The following is an 18,442-nucleotide window of genomic DNA, read 5'->3' as shown; positions in this document are numbered from 1 at the left end:
CGCCATCCCGTGATCAATCATGCGCCACCCCCAGGTAGGCATCGATCACGTCCTGGTTCCTGCGCACCTCGTCGGGCGTGCCGTCCCCGATCTTCTTGCCGTAATCCATCACCACGACCCTGTCGCTCAGGTCCATGACCACGCCCATGTCATGCTCGATCAGCGCGATGGTCGTGCCGAACTCGTCGTTCACGTCGAGGATGAAACGGCTCATGTCCTCCTTTTCCTCGACGTTCATGCCTGCCATCGGCTCGTCCAGCAGCAAGAGCTCGGGCTCGGCCACCAGCGCCCGGGCCAGCTCGACCCGTTTCTTCAGCCCGTAGGGCAGCCGCGACACCGGCGTCTTGCGGATATGCTGGATCTCCAGGAAATCGATGATCCGCTCGGCCCGTTCCCGGTTCTCGACCTCTTCGGCCTCGGCCTTCCCCTTCCAGATCGCCTGGGTCAGGATATTCTGGCTCATCTGCGTCAGCCGTCCGGTCATCACGTTGTCCAGCACCGACATGCCCTCGAACAGCGCGATGTTCTGGAACGTCCTCGCGATCCCCTGCCGGGCCACCTCGTAGGGCCGCATCGCCGGCCGCGGCGCGCCGCGAAACCAGACCTCGCCCTCCTGCGGCACGTAGAACCCCGAGATCACGTTCAGCATCGACGACTTGCCCGCCCCGTTGGGCCCGATGATCGCCCGGATCTCGCCCTCGCGGATGTCGAACGAGATATCCTTGATCGCCACCACGCCGCCGAAGCGCAGGGTGATGTTCTTCATCTCCATCACCACGCCGCCGATCTTGCGCCCGTCGGCCGTCACGTAGCCTTCGCTGTCATCCAGCATCCTTCATCTCCCCCCAAGCGCGACGCCCTGCGGGATGGCGGGTGGGGTGTCGCCGAAGGCGCACGTCACCCGTCATTCCGCCGCCATCCTCTGCGCCACCGGCACCACCGCCGCGTCGCAGATCTCCAGCGTGGCCGAAATCGCCCCCTTGCGCCCGTCCTCATAGGTCACTTCGGTCCGGGTGCTGATCTTGTCCGATCCGTCGTACAAGGCCCCGATGATGTCGGCGAACTTCTCCTCGATGATCCGCCGGCGCACCTTGCGCGTCCGCGTCAGCTCGCCGTCATCGGCATCCAGTTCCTTGTGCAGCACGACAAAGCGGTGCACCTGGCAGCCCGACAGCATGGCATCCCTGGCCACCGACCGGTTGACCTCTTCCACATGCGCCCGGATCGCCTTGAGCACCTCCGGATGGCCGGCCAATTCCTGGTAGGACGCATAGCCGATGTTGTTGCGCTCGGCCCAGTTGCCCACCGCTGCCAGGTCGATGTTGATGAAGGCCACGCATTCACTGCGCCCGTTGCCAAAGACCACGGCCTCCAGGATGTTGGGATAGAACTTCAGCTTGTTCTCGACGTATTTCGGCGCGAACAGCCCGCCGTCGGCCATCTTGCCCACGTCCTTGGCCCGGTCGATGATCCGCAGATGCCCGGTCTCGGGCTCGATGAACCCGGCATCACCGGTGGCCACCCAGCCCTCGGCATCCTTGGTGCCGGCCGTGCTCTCGGGGTTCTTGTAATACTCGACGAAAACCCCGGGCGAGCGGTAATGCACCTCGCCGCTGTCATCGATGCGGATCTCGACCTCCGGGCAGGGCACGCCCACCGTGTCCGAGCGCACCTCGCCATCGGGCTGGGCCGTGATGAACACCGTCGCCTCGGTCTGGCCGTAGAGCTGTTTCAGGTTGATCCCCAGCGAGCGGTAGAATTCGAAGATCTCCGGCCCGATCGCCTCGCCGGCGGTGTATCCCACCCGGATCCGCGTGAAGCCCAGCGTGTTCTTCAGCGGACCATAGACCAGCACCTGCCCCAGCGCGTATTTCAGCCGGTCGACCAGCCCGACCGGCCGGCCGTCCAGCACGGCCATGCCCACCTTGCGCGCATGGGCCAGGGCGCGTTCGAACATCCGCCGCTTGAATGGCCCGGCGTCTTCCATGCGGATCATCACGCTGGTCAGCTGGCCTTCGAACACCCGGGGCGGCGCGAAGAAATAGGTCGGCCCGATCTCGCGCAGGTCGGACATCATCGTGTCCTCGCTCTCGGGGCAATTGACGCAATAGCCGTTCCAATAGGCCTGCCCCAGCGAAAAGACGAAATCGCCCACCCAGGCCATCGGCAGGTAGGACAGGATATCCTCGCCCGCGCCCAGCCGGTCGAATTCCGACGAGAACCGCGCGCTTTCGATGACATTGCGGTTCGACAGCACCACGCCCTTGGGCTTGCCCGTCGTGCCCGAGGTATAGAGCATGACACAGGTATCGTCGAAGCCCAGCTTGCCGCGCCGGCGTGCCAGCTCGGCGGTCAGCTCGTCGCGGGCGGCCCGGCCCTGGGCCTGGACATGGGCGTAATCATGCAGCGTCGTGTGGTCGTATTTCCGCAGGCCGCGTGGATCGAGATAGATCAGGTGCTCGAACTGGTGCAGCCGGTCCTGCACCTCGATCACCTTGTCGACCTGTTCCTGGTCGCCCGCAATGACAAACCGCGCGCCGCAATGGCCCAGCACATAGGCCATCTCTTCGGCCACCGCGTCCTGGTAAAGCGGCACGGGCACGGCGCCGACCATCTGCGCGGCCACCATCGCCCAGTAGAGATAGGGCCGGTTGCGCCCGATGATGGCAATGAAATCGCCCTCGTTGACGCCGAGATTGACAAGCCCCAGCGCAAGCGCCTCGACCTCGTCGGCAGTCTGTCCCCAGGACCAGCTCTGCCAGATGCCGAATTCCTTCTCGCGATAGGCCGGCCTGTCGGCCATCACGGCCGCATTGCGTTCCAGCAACGCCGGAATCGACACCAGTTCGGACCTTGACCCTGACTGCGCCATGGTCGTCCACCTCCTCCCGTTTCCGGTCCGGGGACCGGCCCTGTTGCCGCGGAACTTCGTTTCGATCCCTGTCGGCCCCCAAGGTATCGGCAGCAAAACTTTCCTGATGTTTGCCCAAACCTAACGAATTGTAACACCGCCGCGCCGGCGCCGATCCGCCGTTTGCCCCGCCCCGCGCCTGCCCCCATCCCTGCCCGGCCCGGCCCCATCTCCCGCGGCGTCACGTTCGCGCCGACAGCCGGTGACAACCGCCCCGGCGATTGCCATGATGCGCCCAGCCGGGGGGCAGACGACGGGAAGGGAGGGGCCCGCCAGATGGACCGCAATGCACAGAAGACCAAGGCGCTGACCTCGGCCGGGCTGAACCTGATCGCCCAGGCCCTGTCGATCTATGACAGCGACCTGCGCCTGGTCGTGTCCAACCGCCGGTTCCAGACCATGTTCGACCTGCCCGATGCGCTGGTCGCCCCCGGCGCCCGGTTCGACGACACCATCCGCCACCTGGCCACCAAGGGTGAATACGGCACGGTCGACGATGTCGATGCCTTCGTGGCCATCCGCGTCGATCAGGCCCGGGCCTTCGATCCCCATTACATGGAACGTTCGCGCGCCAATGGCCGCACGATCTCCGTCGAGGGCGCCCCCCTGCCCCAGGGCGGCTGGGTCACCGTCTACACCGACATCACGATGATGAAGGAAACCGAGGTCCTGCTGCGCGCCCGGTCCGAAGAGCTCAGCGAACGGCTGCTGGCCCATACCCAGGAATTGTCGCGCACCAACCGCCGGCTTGCGGCGACCAATTCGGCGCTCGAAGAGGCCCGGCGCGAGCTGACCGAGATCGAGGCCCGCACCCGGCTGACCACCGAGATGATGCCGGCCCATATCGCCCATGTGGATCGCACCGGGCACTACACCTATTCCAACCAGCGCCTAACCCGCGTGCTGCCCGGCCGGCCCTCGACGATCCTGGGCATGCATATTTCCGACGCCCTTGGCGCCTCGGCCTTCGAGGCCATCGAACCGCATCTGCGGGCGGCCTTCGACGGGGCCGAGTCGGTGTTCGAGTTTACCGACCGGCTCAGCGAACGGCGCATCCGCGTGGCCTTTACCCCCGACGATGCTGGCGGGGTCTATATCCTGTCGATGGACGTGACAGAGGAAACCCAGGCCCGGGCGGCCCTGCAGCAAGAGCGCCGGCGGGCCACCGCCGCCCAGCTGACATCGGGGCTGGCCCATGATTTCTCCAACCTGCTGACCGTCATCCTGGCCATGCAGGGCAAGCTGGAACGGATGGATCTGGATGCCGAAGCCGCGCGCATGGTGGCCGCCACCCGCGCCGCCGCCCTGCGCGGCGGGCGGCTGCTGAACCGCATTGCCGACATGACCGGCCGCGCCGCCCCCCGGCCCGATCCGACCGACCTGCACCAGCTGCTGGGCGATCTCAAGATCCTGGCCGATCCGACCCTGCCCCAGGGCATGGGCCTGTCCATCGTCGACATGATGCCCGACCGGCTGGTCATGGTCGATGCCGGGCGGTTGCAGGATGCCCTGCTGAACCTTGTGCTGAACGCCCGCGATGCCTGTGGCCTGAACGGCCAGATCGCCGTATCGGCCCACCTGGCCGGCGATGCCTGGATCGAGATCTCGGTCACCGATACCGGCCCCGGCTTCACGCCCGAGGCGCTGGACAAGGCCATCAACCCGTTCTTCTCGACCAAGGGCGGCGAAGGCTCGGGGCTGGGGCTGCCCATGGTCTATGACATGGTCAAGAGCACCGGCGGCCGGCTCGACCTGTCGAACACGCCGACCGGCGCCAAGGTCACCCTGCGCCTGCCCTTCCGCCCGGCCCCCGACATGCCCCGCGGTCTGGTCCTGCTGGTCGAGGACAACCCCGACCTGCGGGTGTCCGTGCGCGAGATGCTGACGACCATGGGCCTGAGCGTGATCGAGGCCGGGTCGCTGGGCGAGGCCCGCGCCCTGGTCGACAGCCTGCCCGACATCGCCTTTGTCCTGTCGGACCTGCGGCTGTCGGGCTCGGACACCGGGCTGGGGCTGGCGGATGCGGCCCTGGCCGGCGGCGCGCGGCTGATCTTCATGACCTCGCTGCCGCCCCATGACCCGCTGCACCGCGCGGCGGCGGCCCGGGCGCCGGTGCTGGCCAAGCCCTTCTCGCCGGCCACCCTGGCCGCCGCCCTGGTCGAGGAGGCCGCCGCATGACCGCCCCGCTCGTCATGATCCTGGACGACGAACCCGTCATCCGCGAGGTGCTGTCCGACGCGCTGGTCGAGGCCGGCTATCGCACCCAGTGTTTCTCGCGCGCGGCGCCGTTCGAGGCCGCGCTCAAGCGCACGCCGCCGGCTGTTTGCCTGGTCGACCTGTCGTTGCCCGATACCGACGGGCTGGCCCTGGTGCACCGGCTGGCCCTGGAACAGGGCGCGGTGGTCATCATCATCTCGGGCCGGGCCCAGGTGCATGACCGGGTGACCGGGCTGGAACTGGGCGCCGACGATTACATCACCAAGCCCTTCGACCCGGCCGAGGTCGTCGCCCGCATCCGCGCCCGCCTGCGCAGCGGCCGGGCGCAGCCATCGGGCGGCCAGACCGCCCGGTTCAACGGCTGGACCGCCCATTTCGACCGCTACCTGCTCGAAGACGACAGCGGCGACGAAACCCCGATGTCGCATGCCGAGGGCGAGGTTCTGCGGCTGTTCCTCGACAGTCCCAACCGGCTGATCTCGCGCAGCCAGATGCAGGAAAGCCTGGGTGGAGCGGCCGGCGACAGCTTTGACCGGGCGATGGATGTACGCATCTCGCGCCTGCGCCAGAAGCTGCGCGAAGACCCCCGCAACCCCCGCCTGATCAAGACGATCTACGGGGCGGGCTATATCTTTCTGGGCGATGTCGACTGGGCCTGAGCGCCCGCGCGGCGGCCCGCGCCCCTGCTGCCGGACACACTGGCCCGCCCGGCCGTGACGACCGGGCCGCAGACAGCACACAACGCCCCGCCACCCGGCCACCACCGGCCAGGCGCATAACATCAGGATCAGGACAACAAGCAGGCCAGCCAGCGGCATCGGGCACCTCCGCCGCCAGGCTGGACCAGGAAACTGAAGATCCGGTTACCCCAGCCGGGCCACCGCCCCGGCCAGCACCTTCAGCCCGGTCACCAGGTCCTCTTCGGCCGTATCCTCGGCGAAATCGTGGCTGATCCCCCCGATCGACGGCACGAAGAGCATAGCCACGGGCATGTGCTGGGCCACGTTGGTCGCATCGTGCAATGCCCCCGACGGCATCTCGCGCCACTTGCCCGGGGCCACGGCCTCGGCCGCATCGGCCAGCGCGCCCTTCAGCCGTCCGTCCATCGCCACCGGGTCCAGCCACAGCATGTCACCGAAATCGACCGCCATGCCCGTTTCCTCGGCAACCTCGCGGGCGGTGTCGCGGATGATCGTTTCCATCCGGCCCAGCCGGTCGGTCTCGGCATCGCGCCATTGCATCGAAAAGGTCACCTTGCCCGGCACAACCGAGGTGGCATTGGGATGCAGCGTGACATGGCCGTTGGTCCAGACCGTCGAGGGCGTGACCACGTTGCGGAACCGCTCGTTCAGCCGGCCGGCAAAGGTCACCATGGCCTGAAACGCATCCTTGCGCAGGTGCATCGGCGTTGTCCCGGCGTGGTTCTGCTCGCCCTCGAACGTGATCATCATCGACCGGATGCCGACGATGTCGCTGACCACGCCGATGCGGTCGCCCTCGGCATCCAGCCAGGGGCCCTGTTCGATGTGCATTTCCATGAAGCCCGTGAAGCGGCCCTGTTCGACCGGCCCGGCCACCCGGTCGCCCAGCACGGCCCGGGCCTCGGCCAGTGTCACCCCGTCGGTGTCGGTCAGCCGGTCGGCGGCCTCCTGGCTCATGTGGCCCGACCAGACCGCGCTGCCCGTGGTCACACCGAAACGGCCTTCCTCGTCCTGGAAGGACACCATCGACACCGCCGGCCCGCCGGCCTCCTTGGCGGCCCGGGCGACTTCCAGCGCGGCGATCACCCCCAGGGCCCCGTCCAGCCAGCCGCCTTCGGGCTGGCTGTCGGAATGCGAGCCCATCAGCAGCGACGGCCCTTCGGCCAGGCCGAAGAGGTTGCCCATCTCGTCGAAATGCGGGGTCAGCCCGGCGGCGGCGATCTGTTCGGCCAGCCAGTCGCGGGCGTCCAGGTCGGCCGGCGTATAGGCCCGGCGGACAACACCCTTGCCGGTGCCGGAGGCCCCGAAGGACCGCAGCTTGTGCAGGTCGGCAAGGAAACGGTCGGGTTGGACGGGAAGGGTCATCGCGGGGCCTCGTTCAGGGATGGTCGGGCCTGTCCGGCGGACAGGCCGGCCCGCAAGGGGCGGGCCGATGGCCGGCACACTGGCGCGTTTGCCCCGCGACCACAATGGCGCCCGGCCCGGCCGGCCCGCCGGCGGGTGCCGGGAGGGGCCGGGTGATCACGCTTCGATCACAGCCGGTCGCCTGTCAGAGCTTGCGCAGGTAGGCGAAGGACACATAACCCTTCAGGCCCCTGGCCCGATCCAGCGCGACCTTGCACCAGTTCGTCGCCCCGGCCTGCTGGCAATCGAGCACCCTGAGCACGGTGCCGTTGGGCAGGCCGACGATGACAACGTAGTCGGTGCCCGGACCTTCGCGCATCTTCAGCATGTCGTCGCCGTCGACGCCGCTGACTTCGTATCGTCCCAGGGGGGCCGCCGCTGCCGGGCCGGTCGCCAATGCGACGGCCGTCAGCGCGGCCAGGATGGCCTTGCGCATGTCGTTCTCCTGCTCTCGTGCCTTCACCTGCGCATGCCTGCGCGGTGATCCGTGCCGTGGTCTTTGCCACCTGAGACCATCCTAGCCGGTTTCGTGCGTTGACAGAAGCCGCCGGTTGGTGTCATGGCCCGTCTCCGCCGCGCCGCGGCCCGAGCGCCCGCGGTCAGGGCCCCTTCCGGGCCCCCTCCCCGGCCTCAGCGGGTACCGCTCCCCCGGCCCGGCCGCCAGAAACCCCGCCGATCGGTGGCCCATGCTCTGGCATCGAAGCCATGGCTCGCCTAAACCCGCGGGGACACGACCCGAAAGATGACGCCCATGTCCCACATCACCCTCATCCGTCACGGCCAGGCCAATTCCGGGGCGCGCGACGAGGAAAGCTATGACAAGCTCAGCCCGCTGGGCCACCAGCAGGCCGCCTGGCTGGGTGCCTGGCTGCACGAGTCCCAGGCCTTTCATCCCCGGATCTATTGCGGCACCCTCATCCGCCATGTCGAAACCGCGGACAGCGCCGGGCTGACCGGCGTGGTGCGCGACCCGCGCCTGAACGAGATCCCCTATTTCACCCTGGCCACCCTGTTGCAGCAACAGCAGGGCGTCGAGATCCCGACCACCCGCGAAGGTTTCGTGCTGCACCTGCCCCGGGTCTTCACGGCCTGGTCGGCCGGCGAGATCGCCGAGGTGCCGATCGGGTTCGACGATTACATCGCGGGCGTCGGTGATGCCCTGGCCGAGATTGCCGCCGGCGACGGGCCGGCGCTGGTCGTGACCTCGGGCGGGCTGATCTCGATGATCATGCGCGCCACGCTGGGGCTGGACATGGCCGCCACGGCGCGCATGGCCCTGGCCATCATGAACACCTCGATGCACCGGATCCACCCGATCGGCGAGACCATGACCCCGGTTCTGTTCAACGCCATCCCCCATCTCGAAACACCCGAACGCCTGCACGCCCAGACCCATCTGTGAGGAGGACCCCGCGATGATGAAGCTCTATTATTCCCCCGGCACCATTGCCAGCGCCTCGGCCCTGGCCCTCGAAGAGGCCCGGCTGCCCTGGGAGCCCGTGCGCGTCGATTTCGAAGCCGAGGAACAGCGCCAGGAGCCCTACCTGTCGCTCAATCCCAAGGGCCGGGTGCCGGTGCTGGTCACCACGGACGGGACCTTTTCCGAGACCGGGGCGATCCTGGAATACATCGCCGCCCGCGCCCCCGAGGCCGGGCTGACCCCGGCCGACCCGGTGGCCCTGACGCGGATGCGCGCGGCGATGTACTACTTCGCTTCGACCATGCATCCCAACCATGCCCACAAGCGCCGCGGCCACCGCTGGTCGGACGATCCGGCGGCCTGGGTCAGCATGGCGGCCAAGGTGCCCGACACGATGACCGACTGCGCGGCCTATGTCGAAGAGCACCTGCTGGGCGATCCCTTCCTGCTGGGTGACAGGCTCTGCGTGGCCGATTGTTATCTTTACACGATCTCGACCTGGCTGGCCGGTGATGGCGTCGACCTGGACGCCCTGCCCCGGTTGCGCGCCTTCCAGCAGGCCATGGCCGCGCGGCCGTCGGTCGCCCGGGTCACCGAGCTGGGGATGATCGCGCGATGACCGGGCCGCATCTCTGGATCCGGGCCGAGCAACGGGCCAACGAGGACCGCGTTGGCCTGACCCCGGAGGGCGCGGCGGCGCTGATCGCCGCGGGCTTCCGGCTGACCGTCGAGGACAGCGCCACGCGCATCCTGCCGCTGGACGGCTATGTCGCCGCCGGCTGCGCCACGGCGCCCGAAGGCAGCTGGCCCGGGGCGCCCGACGAGGCGATCATCTTCGGGCTCAAGGAGCTGCCCGACGACGGCACGCCCCTGCGCCACCGCCACATCATGTTCGGCCATGCCTACAAGGGCCAGCCCTCGGGCCGGGTGCTGCTGCGCCGCTTCGCGGCCGGTGGCGGCACGCTTTATGACCTGGAATACCTGGTCGACGAGGCCGGCCGGCGGGTGGCGGCCTTTGGCTATTGGGCGGGTTATGCCGGGGCCGCGGTGTCGCTGATGTGCTGGGCGGCCCAGCAGCAGGGCGGGATCTGCGGGCCGGTCTCGGGCTATGGCGATGCCGCGGCCATGCGCGCCGACCTGGCCGCCCGGCTCGATGCCGCCGGGGCGCCCCGGCCCGACGCGCTGGTCATCGGCGCCCTGGGCCGCGTGGGCACCGGGGCGGCCGATCTCTGCGCGGCGATGGGCGTGGCGGTCACCCGCTGGGACATGGCCGAAACGGCCTCTGGCGGGCCCTTCCCCGAGGTGCTGGACCACGGCATCTTCCTCAATTGCATCCTGGCCCGCCCGGGTACGCCGGTCTTCGTGCCGGCCACGGCCCCGACCGACCCGCGTGCCCTGCGCGTGATCGGCGACATTTCCTGCGACCCCGACAGCGCCTTCTCGCCGATCAAGGTCTATGACCGCACGACCAGCTGGGACGCCCCGGCCCTGCGCGTGCATGACGCCCCGCCGCTGGATGTCACCGCCATCGACAACCTGCCCTCGATGCTGCCGCTCGAAAGCTCGCAGGATTACGCCGGGCAATTGCTGCCCTCGCTGCTCACCCTCGACCGGCCCGATGCCGGTGTCTGGGGCCGGGCCGCCGCCATCTTCGACGACCACATGGAAAGGATCCGCGACCAATGACGATACACTGGTGTGGCACCGGCCTGTCGGCCATCCCCGGCCTGCGCCGCCTGATCGAGGCCGGCCGGCCGGTCACCGTCTGGAACCGGACGACCGACAAGGCCCGCGAGGCCGTCGGCGACCTGACCGACGACATTCGCGCCTTCGACCTCGATGCCGTCACGGCCGCCCTGGCCCCGGGCGATGTCGTGGTTTCGATGCTGCCGGGTGACTGGCACGTGCCGCTGGCCCGGGCGGCCATCGGCGCCGGGGCGCATTTCGTCTCGTCGTCCTACATCGCCCCCGAGATGCGCGATCTCGACGCCGCCGCCCGCGCGGCCGGCGTGGCTTTGGTCAACGAGGTCGGGCTGGACCCGGGCATCGACCACCTGATGGCCCATGCGCTGGTTGCCAACTACCGCGCCGCGCCCGGGTTCGATCCGGCCAACACCCTGTCCTTCCTCAGCTATTGCGGCGGCATCCCCAAGACGCCCAATGCTTTCCGCTACAAGTTCAGCTGGTCGCCCCTGGGCGTGCTCAAGGCCCTGCGCTCGCCGTCGCGCTCGATGAAGGACGGCGCCGAGCTGCGCGTCGACCGGCCCTGGGATGCCATCGGCAGCTACACGGCGCCGCTGCCCTCGCCCGAGGATTTCGAAGTCTATCCCAACCGCGATTCCCTGCCATTCATCGAGCAGTACGACTTTGATCCGGCCTGGAAGATCCGCGATTTCGTGCGCGGCACGCTGCGGCTGGACGGCTGGGCCGTGGCCTGGAAGGATGTCTTCACCGAGGTCGAGACCCTGGAAGGCCCCGCCGGCGATGCCCGGCTGAAGGAGATGTCCGACCAGTTCTGGGCCGATCACGCCTATGATCCCGACGAGCCCGACCGGGTCGTGCTCTGCGTCGATCTCAAGGCCGAACGCGACGGCCGGACCACGTTCCACCAGACCTATGTCATGGATGCCTGGGGCGATGCCGCCGGCACGGCCATGGCCCGGCTGGTCTCGGTGCCGGTGTCGCTGGCCATCACGGCGGTGCTCGACGGGGCGATCGGCGCCGGCGTCCATGCCGCGCCATCCCGGCCCGAACTGGTCACCGCCTGGCTGGCCGAGGTCGACCGCCTGGCCCAGCACCTGGCCCTGGTCGACCACCTGGCCTGACCATCCGGCGCGTCGCCCCAGAGGCGGCGCGTCCACATTCAAGCCCCAGAGGCGGCGCGTCGAAATCGTCCCGAAGGCGGCACATCACTCCCGCCCCCAAGGCGGAACAACAACACCGCCCCTGCCCCGGCGCCCGCCTCTCCTACAATACCCCGTCTTCCTCGTCCGACACCGAATAGCCCAAGGCCTCCAGCCCGGTTTCCAGGTGCTCGGCCAGGTGCGGCGTGCCGATCAGGTAATCGGCACAGGGCGTTGTCGCCTCGGCCCGGGCGGTCCCGACCGCCTCGGCGTAATCGGCGGCATCGAAACTGCCCCGGCCGATCCACATCACGGCCACCAGCTCGGCCTGTTCGTCCTCGCTCATGGCCCCGACGAAATCGCGCAGCTCGCCTTCGGCGCGCGCCAGTTCGCGGCTCATGACGACAACCTGGGCCACCTTGCGGGGGGAAAGATCCTGCATGTTGCTTCTCCCGATGATCGCCCCCTTCTCACCCGAGGCAGGCGCGGCCACCTTGATCTGGCGCAACTCCGGTCTTCTTCTTGGCCCAAGTACCCTCGGGGGAGGCCTCCACCGGAGGCCGGGGGCAGCGCCCCCTGCGCCCTCTCCGCCCGCACGCAACGCCCATATGCCGCCCGGGACACTCCCCCGGCGCAGTCACGCCAGATCAATCGTGCCGGATCTTCGCCCGGATCGACGCCCATCCCCCGGGCGCCAGCACGAAGGACAGCCCGAAGCCGGCCACAAAGCCCGCCAGGTCGGCCACCCAATCGCCCGACCCGCCAAAGATCAGCCCGAAGAGCAGCTGGATGCCCAGCAGCGCCCCGATCAGCGTGAACGCCCGGGCCTGGTTCTCGCCCACGGCCCCCAGCCCGCGCCACAACAGAAAGGTAAAGGCCCCGACCAGCCCGTAATCGGGCGGAAACGCCCCGCCCAGCGGATAGGGATCATCCAGCACCAGCCCATAGACCAGCGCCCCAAAGGCCCCCGACAGCACGAAGATCGCCAGCATCTGCCACTGGCCGAACTTCTCGGCCACCATCTTGCCCAGGGCCAGCACGAACACCCCGGCAATCGCCGCATGGGTGATCGAGAAATGCACAAAGGGATAGGACACGAAGCGTATCAGGTGCTCACCCGGCCAGATCCCGTTCGCCAGCATCCAGTCAAAGACGTCCCCCGAAAAGGCATAGGTCTGGATCGCCGCCTGGCGCCAGCCCACCGCCCCCGGCCCGCCGACCAGCCCGGCCTGGCCCAGCGAAAAGATCGCCTCGGGCACGACGATGGCAATGAACAGCGCCACGACAACGGGGGGAAGCGGGTTGACCGCCGGTTCCTGGGGGGCATGCGACATCGGGTTCTCCTGCTCGGATCTGGCTGTACGGACCGGTTGTCCGAAACGCGGCCCGGACCGGACAAACCCGGCCCCTTGCCGGATCCGCCCGCCCGGCGGTTTGCCATGGGCTTCTTGACGGCACCAGACCCCATGGGTAAGCGCAATGCGCGACATTTTCCAGACGGGAGCGTTCACATGTCCGAAGCACAGGCTGCCCCGGCCGGTTTCACCCCCCGCGTCTTTTCCGGCATCCAGCCGTCCGGCGGGCTGACGCTGGGCAATTACCTGGGCGCGATCAAGCGCTTCGTCGACATGCAGGGGCCCGAGTTCCAGACCATCTACTGCATGGTCGACCTGCATGCCATCACCGTCTGGCAGGACCCGGCCGCCCTGACCCGCAACACCCGCGAGCTCTGCGCCGGTTTCATCGCCGCCGGGATCGACCCGGAACAATCCATCCTCTTCAACCAGTCCCAGGTGCCCGAACATGCCCAGCTGGGCTGGCTATTCTCCTGCGTGGCCCGGATGGGCTGGATGGGCCGCATGACCCAGTGGAAGGACAAGACCGCCGGCAAGAACGCCGAGGCCGCCTCGCTGGGGCTCTTTGCCTATCCCGCGCTGATGGCCGCCGACATCCTGGTCTATCATGCCACCCATGTGCCCGTGGGCGAGGACCAGAAACAGCACCTGGAACTGACCCGCGACATCGCGGCCAAGTTCAACCACGATTACGGCGTCGATTTCTTCCCCATCACCGAGCCGGTCATCGAAGGCGCGGCCACCCGGGTCATGTCGCTGCGCGACGGGTCCAAGAAGATGTCGAAATCCGATCCCTCCGACATGAGCCGGATCAACATGACCGACGATGCCGATGCCATCGCCAAGAAGATCCGCAAGGCCAAGACCGATCCCGAGCCCCTGCCCGACACCCTGGACGGGCTGGCCGACCGGCCCGAGGCGCGCAACCTGGTCAACATCTACGCGGCCCTGGCCGACATGAGCGCCGAACAGGTCGTGGCCGACCATGCCGGCCAGCAATTCGGCCAGTTCAAGCCCGCGCTGGTCGACCTGGCCGTCGACAAGCTGGCCCCGATCTCGACCGAAATGGCCCGGCTGATGAATGACCAGGCCGAGATCGACCGCATCCTGGCCCGGGGCGCCGCCCGCGCGCGCGAGATCACCGCCCCGATCCTGCGCAAGACCTACGACATCGTCGGCATGGTGCCCCCCGCGTCGTGATCGCGGCCTGATCGCACCGCCCCCACCTGACGCCATCCCGACCGCTGGCGCCCCACCGGCGCCAGCCCCGGGGCCCGGCCGCCTCGGGCGCGCGGTTTCGGCGCTCCGGGCTCTGGACCCGGCCCGGCTCTGCCCCTAGGGTCCGCTCCGAACAAGGAGACCCCCATGGCCGTCGGCACCCAGATCCGCACCTATTTCCAAGGCACCTGGCACGAAGGCGACGCGCCGATCATGCGCGCGGCCGATCACGGGGCCTGGCTGGGCTCGACCGTCTTCGACGGCGCGCGCTATGCCAACGGGCTCTGCCCCGACCTCGACCGCCATTGCGCCCGGGTCAATGCCTCGGCCGAGGCCATGATGATCACCCCCACGGTGACCGCCGACGACATGGTTGCAATCACCCGCGAAGGCCTGGCGGCCTATGATCCGCAGACCGCCGTCTATATCCGCCCGATGTACTGGGCCATCGACGGCGATGCCTCGGCCATCGTGCCGGGACCCGATGCCACCGGCTTTGCCATCTGCCTGGAAGCCATCCCCATGGCCCCCGAAAGTGCCGCGACCACGCTGACCCGCACGCGCTTCCGCCGCCCGGTGCTCGAAGACGCCGTGGTCAATGCCAAGGCCGGCGCACTTTATCCCAACAACGCCCGCATGCTGGCCGAAGCCCGGGCCAAGGGCTTTGGCAATGCCCTGGTCGCCGATGCCATGGGCAATGTGGCCGAAACCGCCACAGCCAATGTCTTCATGGTCCGCGACGGCGAGGTCTTCACCCCCGTGCCCAACGGCACTTTCCTGGCCGGCATCACCCGCGCCCGCCACATCGCCAACCTGCGGGCCGATGGCATCACCGTGCATGAAACCGTGCTGGGATTCGACGATTTCCATGCCGCGGACGAGGTCTTCCTGTCGGGCAACATGCAGAAGGTCACCCCGGTGACCGGCTTCGACGACACGACCTACCAGGTCGGCCCCATCACCCGCCGCGTGCGCCAGCTCTACTGGGACTGGGCCGCCAGCGCCGGCTGACAGGATGCGAGACCGCCTGCCAGGGCGGACGAGCGGGGCGCGCGCGGGCTCTCTTGCGCGGGCCCGGCCCTTGGGCCATGATCCCGCCACGGGAGTTTAGGGATGCGCAAGTTCCTCGTCGTCCTCGACGACAGCCGAGAATGCCTCAATGCCATGCGCTTCGCCGCCATGCGCGCCGCGAAGACCGGCGGCGGCGTGCAGATCCTGTCAGTCATCCCGCCCGATGAATTCAACCACTGGATCGGCGTCGGCGACATCATGCGCGAAGAGGCCCGCGAACGGATCGAAGCCCATTTCGAAGTCTTCGCCAAGTGGATGCGCGACCGCCAGGGCATCGAGCCCGAACTGGTCATCCGCGAAGGCGACACGATCGACGAGATCATCGACCAGATCCGCGACGACCCGGAAATCGGCGTTCTGGTCCTGGGCGCGGGCGTCGACAAGAAAGGCCCCGGCCCGCTGGTCAGCCAGATGTCGCGCACCGCGGGCACCCTGCCCGTGCCCGTCACCATCGTGCCCGGCGACCTGAGCAAGGAAAAGCTCGAAGAGATCACCTGAGACCGCAGCTTCCCCTCGCCCCGCGATCAGTTTATAACGGTTCTAAATCTTGACTTGCGGACCTGCCGTCCGCATATCCCCGTGGTGCTATTGGAGGCGCGCAGATGTTCATCCAGACCGAATCGACCCCGAACCCCGCAACGCTGAAATTCCTGCCCGGCCAGACCGTGCTGGAGGCCGGCACCGCCGATTTCCCCTCGGCCGAGGCTGCGGCCAAATCGCCGCTGGCCGCCCGCATCTTCGCGGTCGACGGCGTGTCGGGCGTGTTCTTCGGCAATGACTTCGTGACCGTGACCAAGGCCGATGCGGTCGATTGGGACCACATCAAGCCGGCCATCCTGGGCGCGGTGATGGAACATTACCAATCCGGCCAGCCGGTCATGGACGGCGCCGAACCGGCCGGCTCGGCCCATGCCGACCATGATGGCGAAGACGGCGAGATCGTCGGCCAGATCAAGGAACTGCTGGACAGTCGCGTGCGCCCGGCCGTCGCCCAGGACGGCGGCGACATCACCTTCCACGGCTTCGATCGCGGCGTGGTCTACCTGCACATGCAGGGTGCCTGCGCGGGCTGCCCCTCGGCCACGCTGACCCTGAAGATGGGCATCGAGAACCTGCTGCGCCACTACATTCCCGAAGTGACCGAGGTTCGTCCTGTCCTCGTCTGAGCCCAACGCGGCCCCGGGGCCCGAAGGGACCCCGGGCCGTTCCGAACCTGTCGACAGCGCACCCGGTGCCTTCGGCCACGCCCCGCAGACCGACGCGGGCGTCACGGGCGACCGGACCGCCCCGGCCCCTGCACCCGTCATCCTGGCCTTCGACACTTCGGCCGGCCATGTCGCGGCCTGCCTCCTGGCCGGCGACACGATCCTCGACGATATCGCCGAGCCGATGACCCGGGGCCAGGCCGAACGGCTGGTGCCCGCCCTCGAAGAGATGCTGGAGCGGGCCGGTCTGGACTGGGGCGCGCTGGACGCCATCGGCACGGGCATCGGCCCGGGTAATTTCACCGGCATCCGCATTTCCGTCTCGGCCGCCCGGGGCCTGGCCCTGGGGCTGGGCATTCCGGCCGTGGGGGTCAGCAGCTTCGACGCCCTGGCCCTGGACGGCCCGCGCCCGATGATCGCCGCCGTGGGCGCCAGCCGCGAGGGCGCCTTTCACCAGCGCTTTGATCCCGACGGCCCCGGCGCCCCCGGGCTGACCCAGGCCGACGGGGCGCTCAGCGGATGCCAGGTCCTGGCCCGCGACATGGCGGACGACCCCGCCGGCCCCTGCCCGATCCTCGGCCATGACCTGCCCGGCGCCGACGCCCCGGCACAGTCCCTGGCCCGGGGCATCGCCCGGATCGCCGCCAGCCGCCTGACCGGCGCGCCCCTGCCCCGCCCGGCCCCGCTTTACATCCGCCCGGCCGACGCCGCGCCGGCCCGCGACCTGCCGCCCGTGTTGCTGGATTGATCCGCCCGTCCGACATGGCTGCCCTGCATGCCGCGGCCTTCACCCAGTCGCGGCCCTGGTCCGAACTGGAATTCTCGGGCCTGCTGGCCACCTCGGGCACCTTCGCGATCGGCCATTCCGATGCCTTTGCCCTGGTCCGCGTCATTGCCGACGAGGCCGAGCTGCTGACCATCGCCACCCATCCCGCCCGCCGACGGCTGGGCCTGGCCCGGGCGCTGATGCGCGCCTGGGAAGCCGAAGCCGCCGCCCGGGGCGCCGGCCAGGCCTTTCTGGAAGTCGCCGAAGACAACCTGGCCGCCCGCGCGCTTTATGCCGCCGCGGGCTATGCCGAGACCGGCCGGCGCAAGGGATATTACGCCCGGGCGACCGGCCCAGCGGTGGATGCGCTGGTGCTGGCCCGTCCCCTGCCCGGCCCCGACCCGGACCCGGTCGGCCCCGCCTGAGCCCCACCTAGAAAGGCCCCGCCCCGTGACCAAGCTTTATATCGACGCCGATGCCTGCCCTGTGAAGGCCGAGGCCGAACGGGTGGCCACCCGCCTGCGCATCGAAATGCTGCTGGTCTGCAACGGCGGGCTGCGGCCGTCGCCCAACCCGCTGGTCTCGCTGATCATCGTCGACGAAGGCGCCGACGAGGCCGACCGCTGGATCGCCGACCAATGCGGCCCGGGCGACGTGGTGGTGACCTCGGACCTGCCGCTGGCCGATCGCTGCCTCAAGGCCGGGGCCCGGGTTCTGCAACACAATGGCGACGTGCTGTCGGAGGCCAATATCGGCCCCCGGCTGGCCACGCGCGACCTGATGCAGGACATCCGCGCATCCGACCCGTTCCACCAGGGCGGCGGCCGGGCCTTTTCCAAGGCCGACCGGTCGCGGTTCCTGCAGGCGCTGGACCAGGAATTGCAAAAGGCCCGCCGCGCCGGCTGACACTGCCGGTCGGCCCCGCCCGACTCACAGGCCCCCCGCAGCCGCGCCGCGCAGATCCGTCCACCCCGGAGCCTCGCCACGCAGGTCCGTCCTCCCGGCAGCCTCGCCGCGCAGGATCGCCCCTACGTCCAAACCGGACAGATCAATCCGCCCCCGCGGCCTCGCCGGACAATCCACCCCGGCAAGTGGACAGAGCCGCCCAGCCAGACAGATCCGCCCGCCCTTGCGACCGCGCAGGGCAGCCCCCTGCCTCTACCGCCTCGCCGTTCAAACCCGCCCCACGACCCCGCCGCGCAGTGCCCCACCCCTGCGCCCCAACCGGGCAGTTCCCGCCGGCCGCACCGCCGGGCCGGGGATAAATGTCGCAATCCGCCCCGGCTTCTGGCCCAATGCGCCCAACCGGGGGGACCGGCGGAGGACGGGAC

Annotated in this window: 19 protein-coding genes; 13 read left to right on the top strand and 6 right to left on the bottom strand. The window is 69.0% G+C overall.

Annotation, left to right across the window (positions count from 1 at the left end; genetic code table 11):
* Window positions 1-13: 13 nt before the first annotated feature.
* Window positions 14-832, bottom strand: coding sequence for an ABC transporter ATP-binding protein (locus ACK3BB_RS06720; protein WP_428927952.1), 819 nt, complete (start codon window positions 830-832; stop codon window positions 14-16).
* Window positions 833-904: 72 nt separating this feature from the next.
* A complete protein-coding gene (locus ACK3BB_RS06715) occupies window positions 905-2,872 on the bottom strand; it encodes an AMP-binding protein (RefSeq protein WP_428927951.1) in 1,968 nt (655 codons plus the stop codon).
* Between the two features lie 315 nt (window positions 2,873-3,187).
* On the opposite strand from ACK3BB_RS06715, the gene ACK3BB_RS06710 reads away from it, so the two are divergent.
* The gene (locus ACK3BB_RS06710; protein WP_428927950.1) at window positions 3,188-5,089 is read left to right on the top strand and encodes a PAS-domain containing protein; all 1,902 of its coding nucleotides are present in this window, start codon (window positions 3,188-3,190) and stop codon (window positions 5,087-5,089) included.
* Window positions 5,086-5,787, top strand: coding sequence for a response regulator transcription factor (locus ACK3BB_RS06705; protein WP_428927949.1), 702 nt, complete (start codon window positions 5,086-5,088; stop codon window positions 5,785-5,787). Before ACK3BB_RS06710 ends, ACK3BB_RS06705 begins: the two co-directional genes overlap by 4 nt.
* Before the next feature lie 204 nt (window positions 5,788-5,991).
* Here ACK3BB_RS06705 and ACK3BB_RS06700 read toward each other — a convergent pair whose 3' ends face one another.
* Window positions 5,992-7,194: a hydantoinase/carbamoylase family amidase gene (locus tag ACK3BB_RS06700; RefSeq protein ID WP_428927948.1), complete on the bottom strand. Its 1,203-nt coding sequence runs from the start codon at window positions 7,192-7,194 to the stop codon at window positions 5,992-5,994.
* A 184-nt stretch (window positions 7,195-7,378) separates the two neighbouring features.
* On the bottom strand, window positions 7,379-7,669 hold the full coding sequence (locus ACK3BB_RS06695) for an SH3 domain-containing protein (RefSeq protein ID WP_428927947.1): 291 nt from the start codon (window positions 7,667-7,669) through the stop codon (window positions 7,379-7,381).
* Between the two features lie 315 nt (window positions 7,670-7,984).
* Between ACK3BB_RS06695 and ACK3BB_RS06690 the strand changes: the two genes are divergently transcribed.
* Genes ACK3BB_RS06690 through ACK3BB_RS06675 form a run of 4 tightly spaced genes read left to right on the top strand, consistent with a single transcriptional unit; the run spans window position 7,985 to window position 11,478 of the window.
* Window positions 7,985-8,635 carry a histidine phosphatase family protein gene (locus ACK3BB_RS06690; protein WP_428927946.1) on the top strand — a complete coding sequence of 217 codons (651 nt, stop codon included), beginning with the start codon at window positions 7,985-7,987 and terminating at the stop codon, window positions 8,633-8,635.
* Window positions 8,636-8,651: 16 nt separating this feature from the next.
* Window positions 8,652-9,272, top strand: a complete 621-nt coding sequence (locus ACK3BB_RS06685; RefSeq protein ID WP_428928691.1) for a glutathione S-transferase family protein — start codon at window positions 8,652-8,654, stop codon at window positions 9,270-9,272.
* Window positions 9,269-10,339, top strand: coding sequence for a saccharopine dehydrogenase (locus ACK3BB_RS06680; protein WP_428927945.1), 1,071 nt, complete (start codon window positions 9,269-9,271; stop codon window positions 10,337-10,339). The genes ACK3BB_RS06685 and ACK3BB_RS06680 overlap by 4 nt, the downstream gene beginning before the upstream one ends.
* Complete coding sequence (locus tag ACK3BB_RS06675; protein WP_428927944.1) at window positions 10,336-11,478, top strand: saccharopine dehydrogenase C-terminal domain-containing protein; 1,143 nt, start codon at window positions 10,336-10,338, stop codon at window positions 11,476-11,478. Before ACK3BB_RS06680 ends, ACK3BB_RS06675 begins: the two co-directional genes overlap by 4 nt.
* A 142-nt stretch (window positions 11,479-11,620) precedes the next feature.
* On the opposite strand, the gene ACK3BB_RS06670 is transcribed toward ACK3BB_RS06675, so the two are convergent.
* Together ACK3BB_RS06670 and ACK3BB_RS06665 are read right to left on the bottom strand one after the other, a co-directional pair.
* Complete coding sequence (locus ACK3BB_RS06670) at window positions 11,621-11,938, bottom strand: DUF3775 domain-containing protein (protein ID WP_428927943.1); 318 nt, start codon at window positions 11,936-11,938, stop codon at window positions 11,621-11,623.
* 205 nt (window positions 11,939-12,143) lie between these two features.
* The gene (locus ACK3BB_RS06665) at window positions 12,144-12,830 is read right to left on the bottom strand and encodes a rhomboid family intramembrane serine protease (protein ID WP_428927942.1); all 687 of its coding nucleotides are present in this window, start codon (window positions 12,828-12,830) and stop codon (window positions 12,144-12,146) included.
* A gap of 177 nt (window positions 12,831-13,007) precedes the next feature.
* On the opposite strand from ACK3BB_RS06665, the gene trpS reads away from it, so the two are divergent.
* The 7 genes from trpS to ACK3BB_RS06630 all read left to right on the top strand — a co-directional run bounded on the left by trpS (window position 13,008) and on the right by ACK3BB_RS06630 (window position 18,017).
* On the top strand, window positions 13,008-14,051 hold the full coding sequence (gene trpS / locus ACK3BB_RS06660) for a tryptophan--tRNA ligase (protein WP_428927941.1): 1,044 nt from the start codon (window positions 13,008-13,010) through the stop codon (window positions 14,049-14,051).
* A gap of 165 nt (window positions 14,052-14,216) precedes the next feature.
* Entirely contained in the window at window positions 14,217-15,080 is an 864-nt protein-coding gene (locus tag ACK3BB_RS06655) for a branched-chain amino acid aminotransferase (protein ID WP_428927940.1), read from the top strand.
* A gap of 102 nt (window positions 15,081-15,182) precedes the next feature.
* Window positions 15,183-15,638, top strand: a complete 456-nt coding sequence (locus tag ACK3BB_RS06650; RefSeq protein ID WP_428927939.1) for a universal stress protein — start codon at window positions 15,183-15,185, stop codon at window positions 15,636-15,638.
* A 104-nt stretch (window positions 15,639-15,742) separates the two neighbouring features.
* Window positions 15,743-16,306 carry a NifU family protein gene (locus tag ACK3BB_RS06645; RefSeq protein WP_428927938.1) on the top strand — a complete coding sequence of 188 codons (564 nt, stop codon included), beginning with the start codon at window positions 15,743-15,745 and terminating at the stop codon, window positions 16,304-16,306.
* Window positions 16,307-16,445: 139 nt separating this feature from the next.
* Window positions 16,446-17,093, top strand: coding sequence for a tRNA (adenosine(37)-N6)-threonylcarbamoyltransferase complex dimerization subunit type 1 TsaB (gene tsaB / locus ACK3BB_RS06640; protein WP_428928690.1), 648 nt, complete (start codon window positions 16,446-16,448; stop codon window positions 17,091-17,093).
* A gap of 14 nt (window positions 17,094-17,107) precedes the next feature.
* Window positions 17,108-17,536: a GNAT family N-acetyltransferase gene (locus ACK3BB_RS06635; RefSeq protein ID WP_428927937.1), complete on the top strand. Its 429-nt coding sequence runs from the start codon at window positions 17,108-17,110 to the stop codon at window positions 17,534-17,536.
* Between the two features lie 25 nt (window positions 17,537-17,561).
* Window positions 17,562-18,017 carry a YaiI/YqxD family protein gene (locus tag ACK3BB_RS06630; RefSeq protein ID WP_428927936.1) on the top strand — a complete coding sequence of 152 codons (456 nt, stop codon included), beginning with the start codon at window positions 17,562-17,564 and terminating at the stop codon, window positions 18,015-18,017.
* The last annotated feature ends 425 nt before the right edge of the window (window positions 18,018-18,442 follow it).

Source organism: Marinibacterium sp. SX1, from assembly GCF_050389775.1.
Classification (GTDB): domain Bacteria; phylum Pseudomonadota; class Alphaproteobacteria; order Rhodobacterales; family Rhodobacteraceae; genus Marinibacterium.
This window is presented reverse-complemented; position numbering and strand designations above follow the sequence as displayed.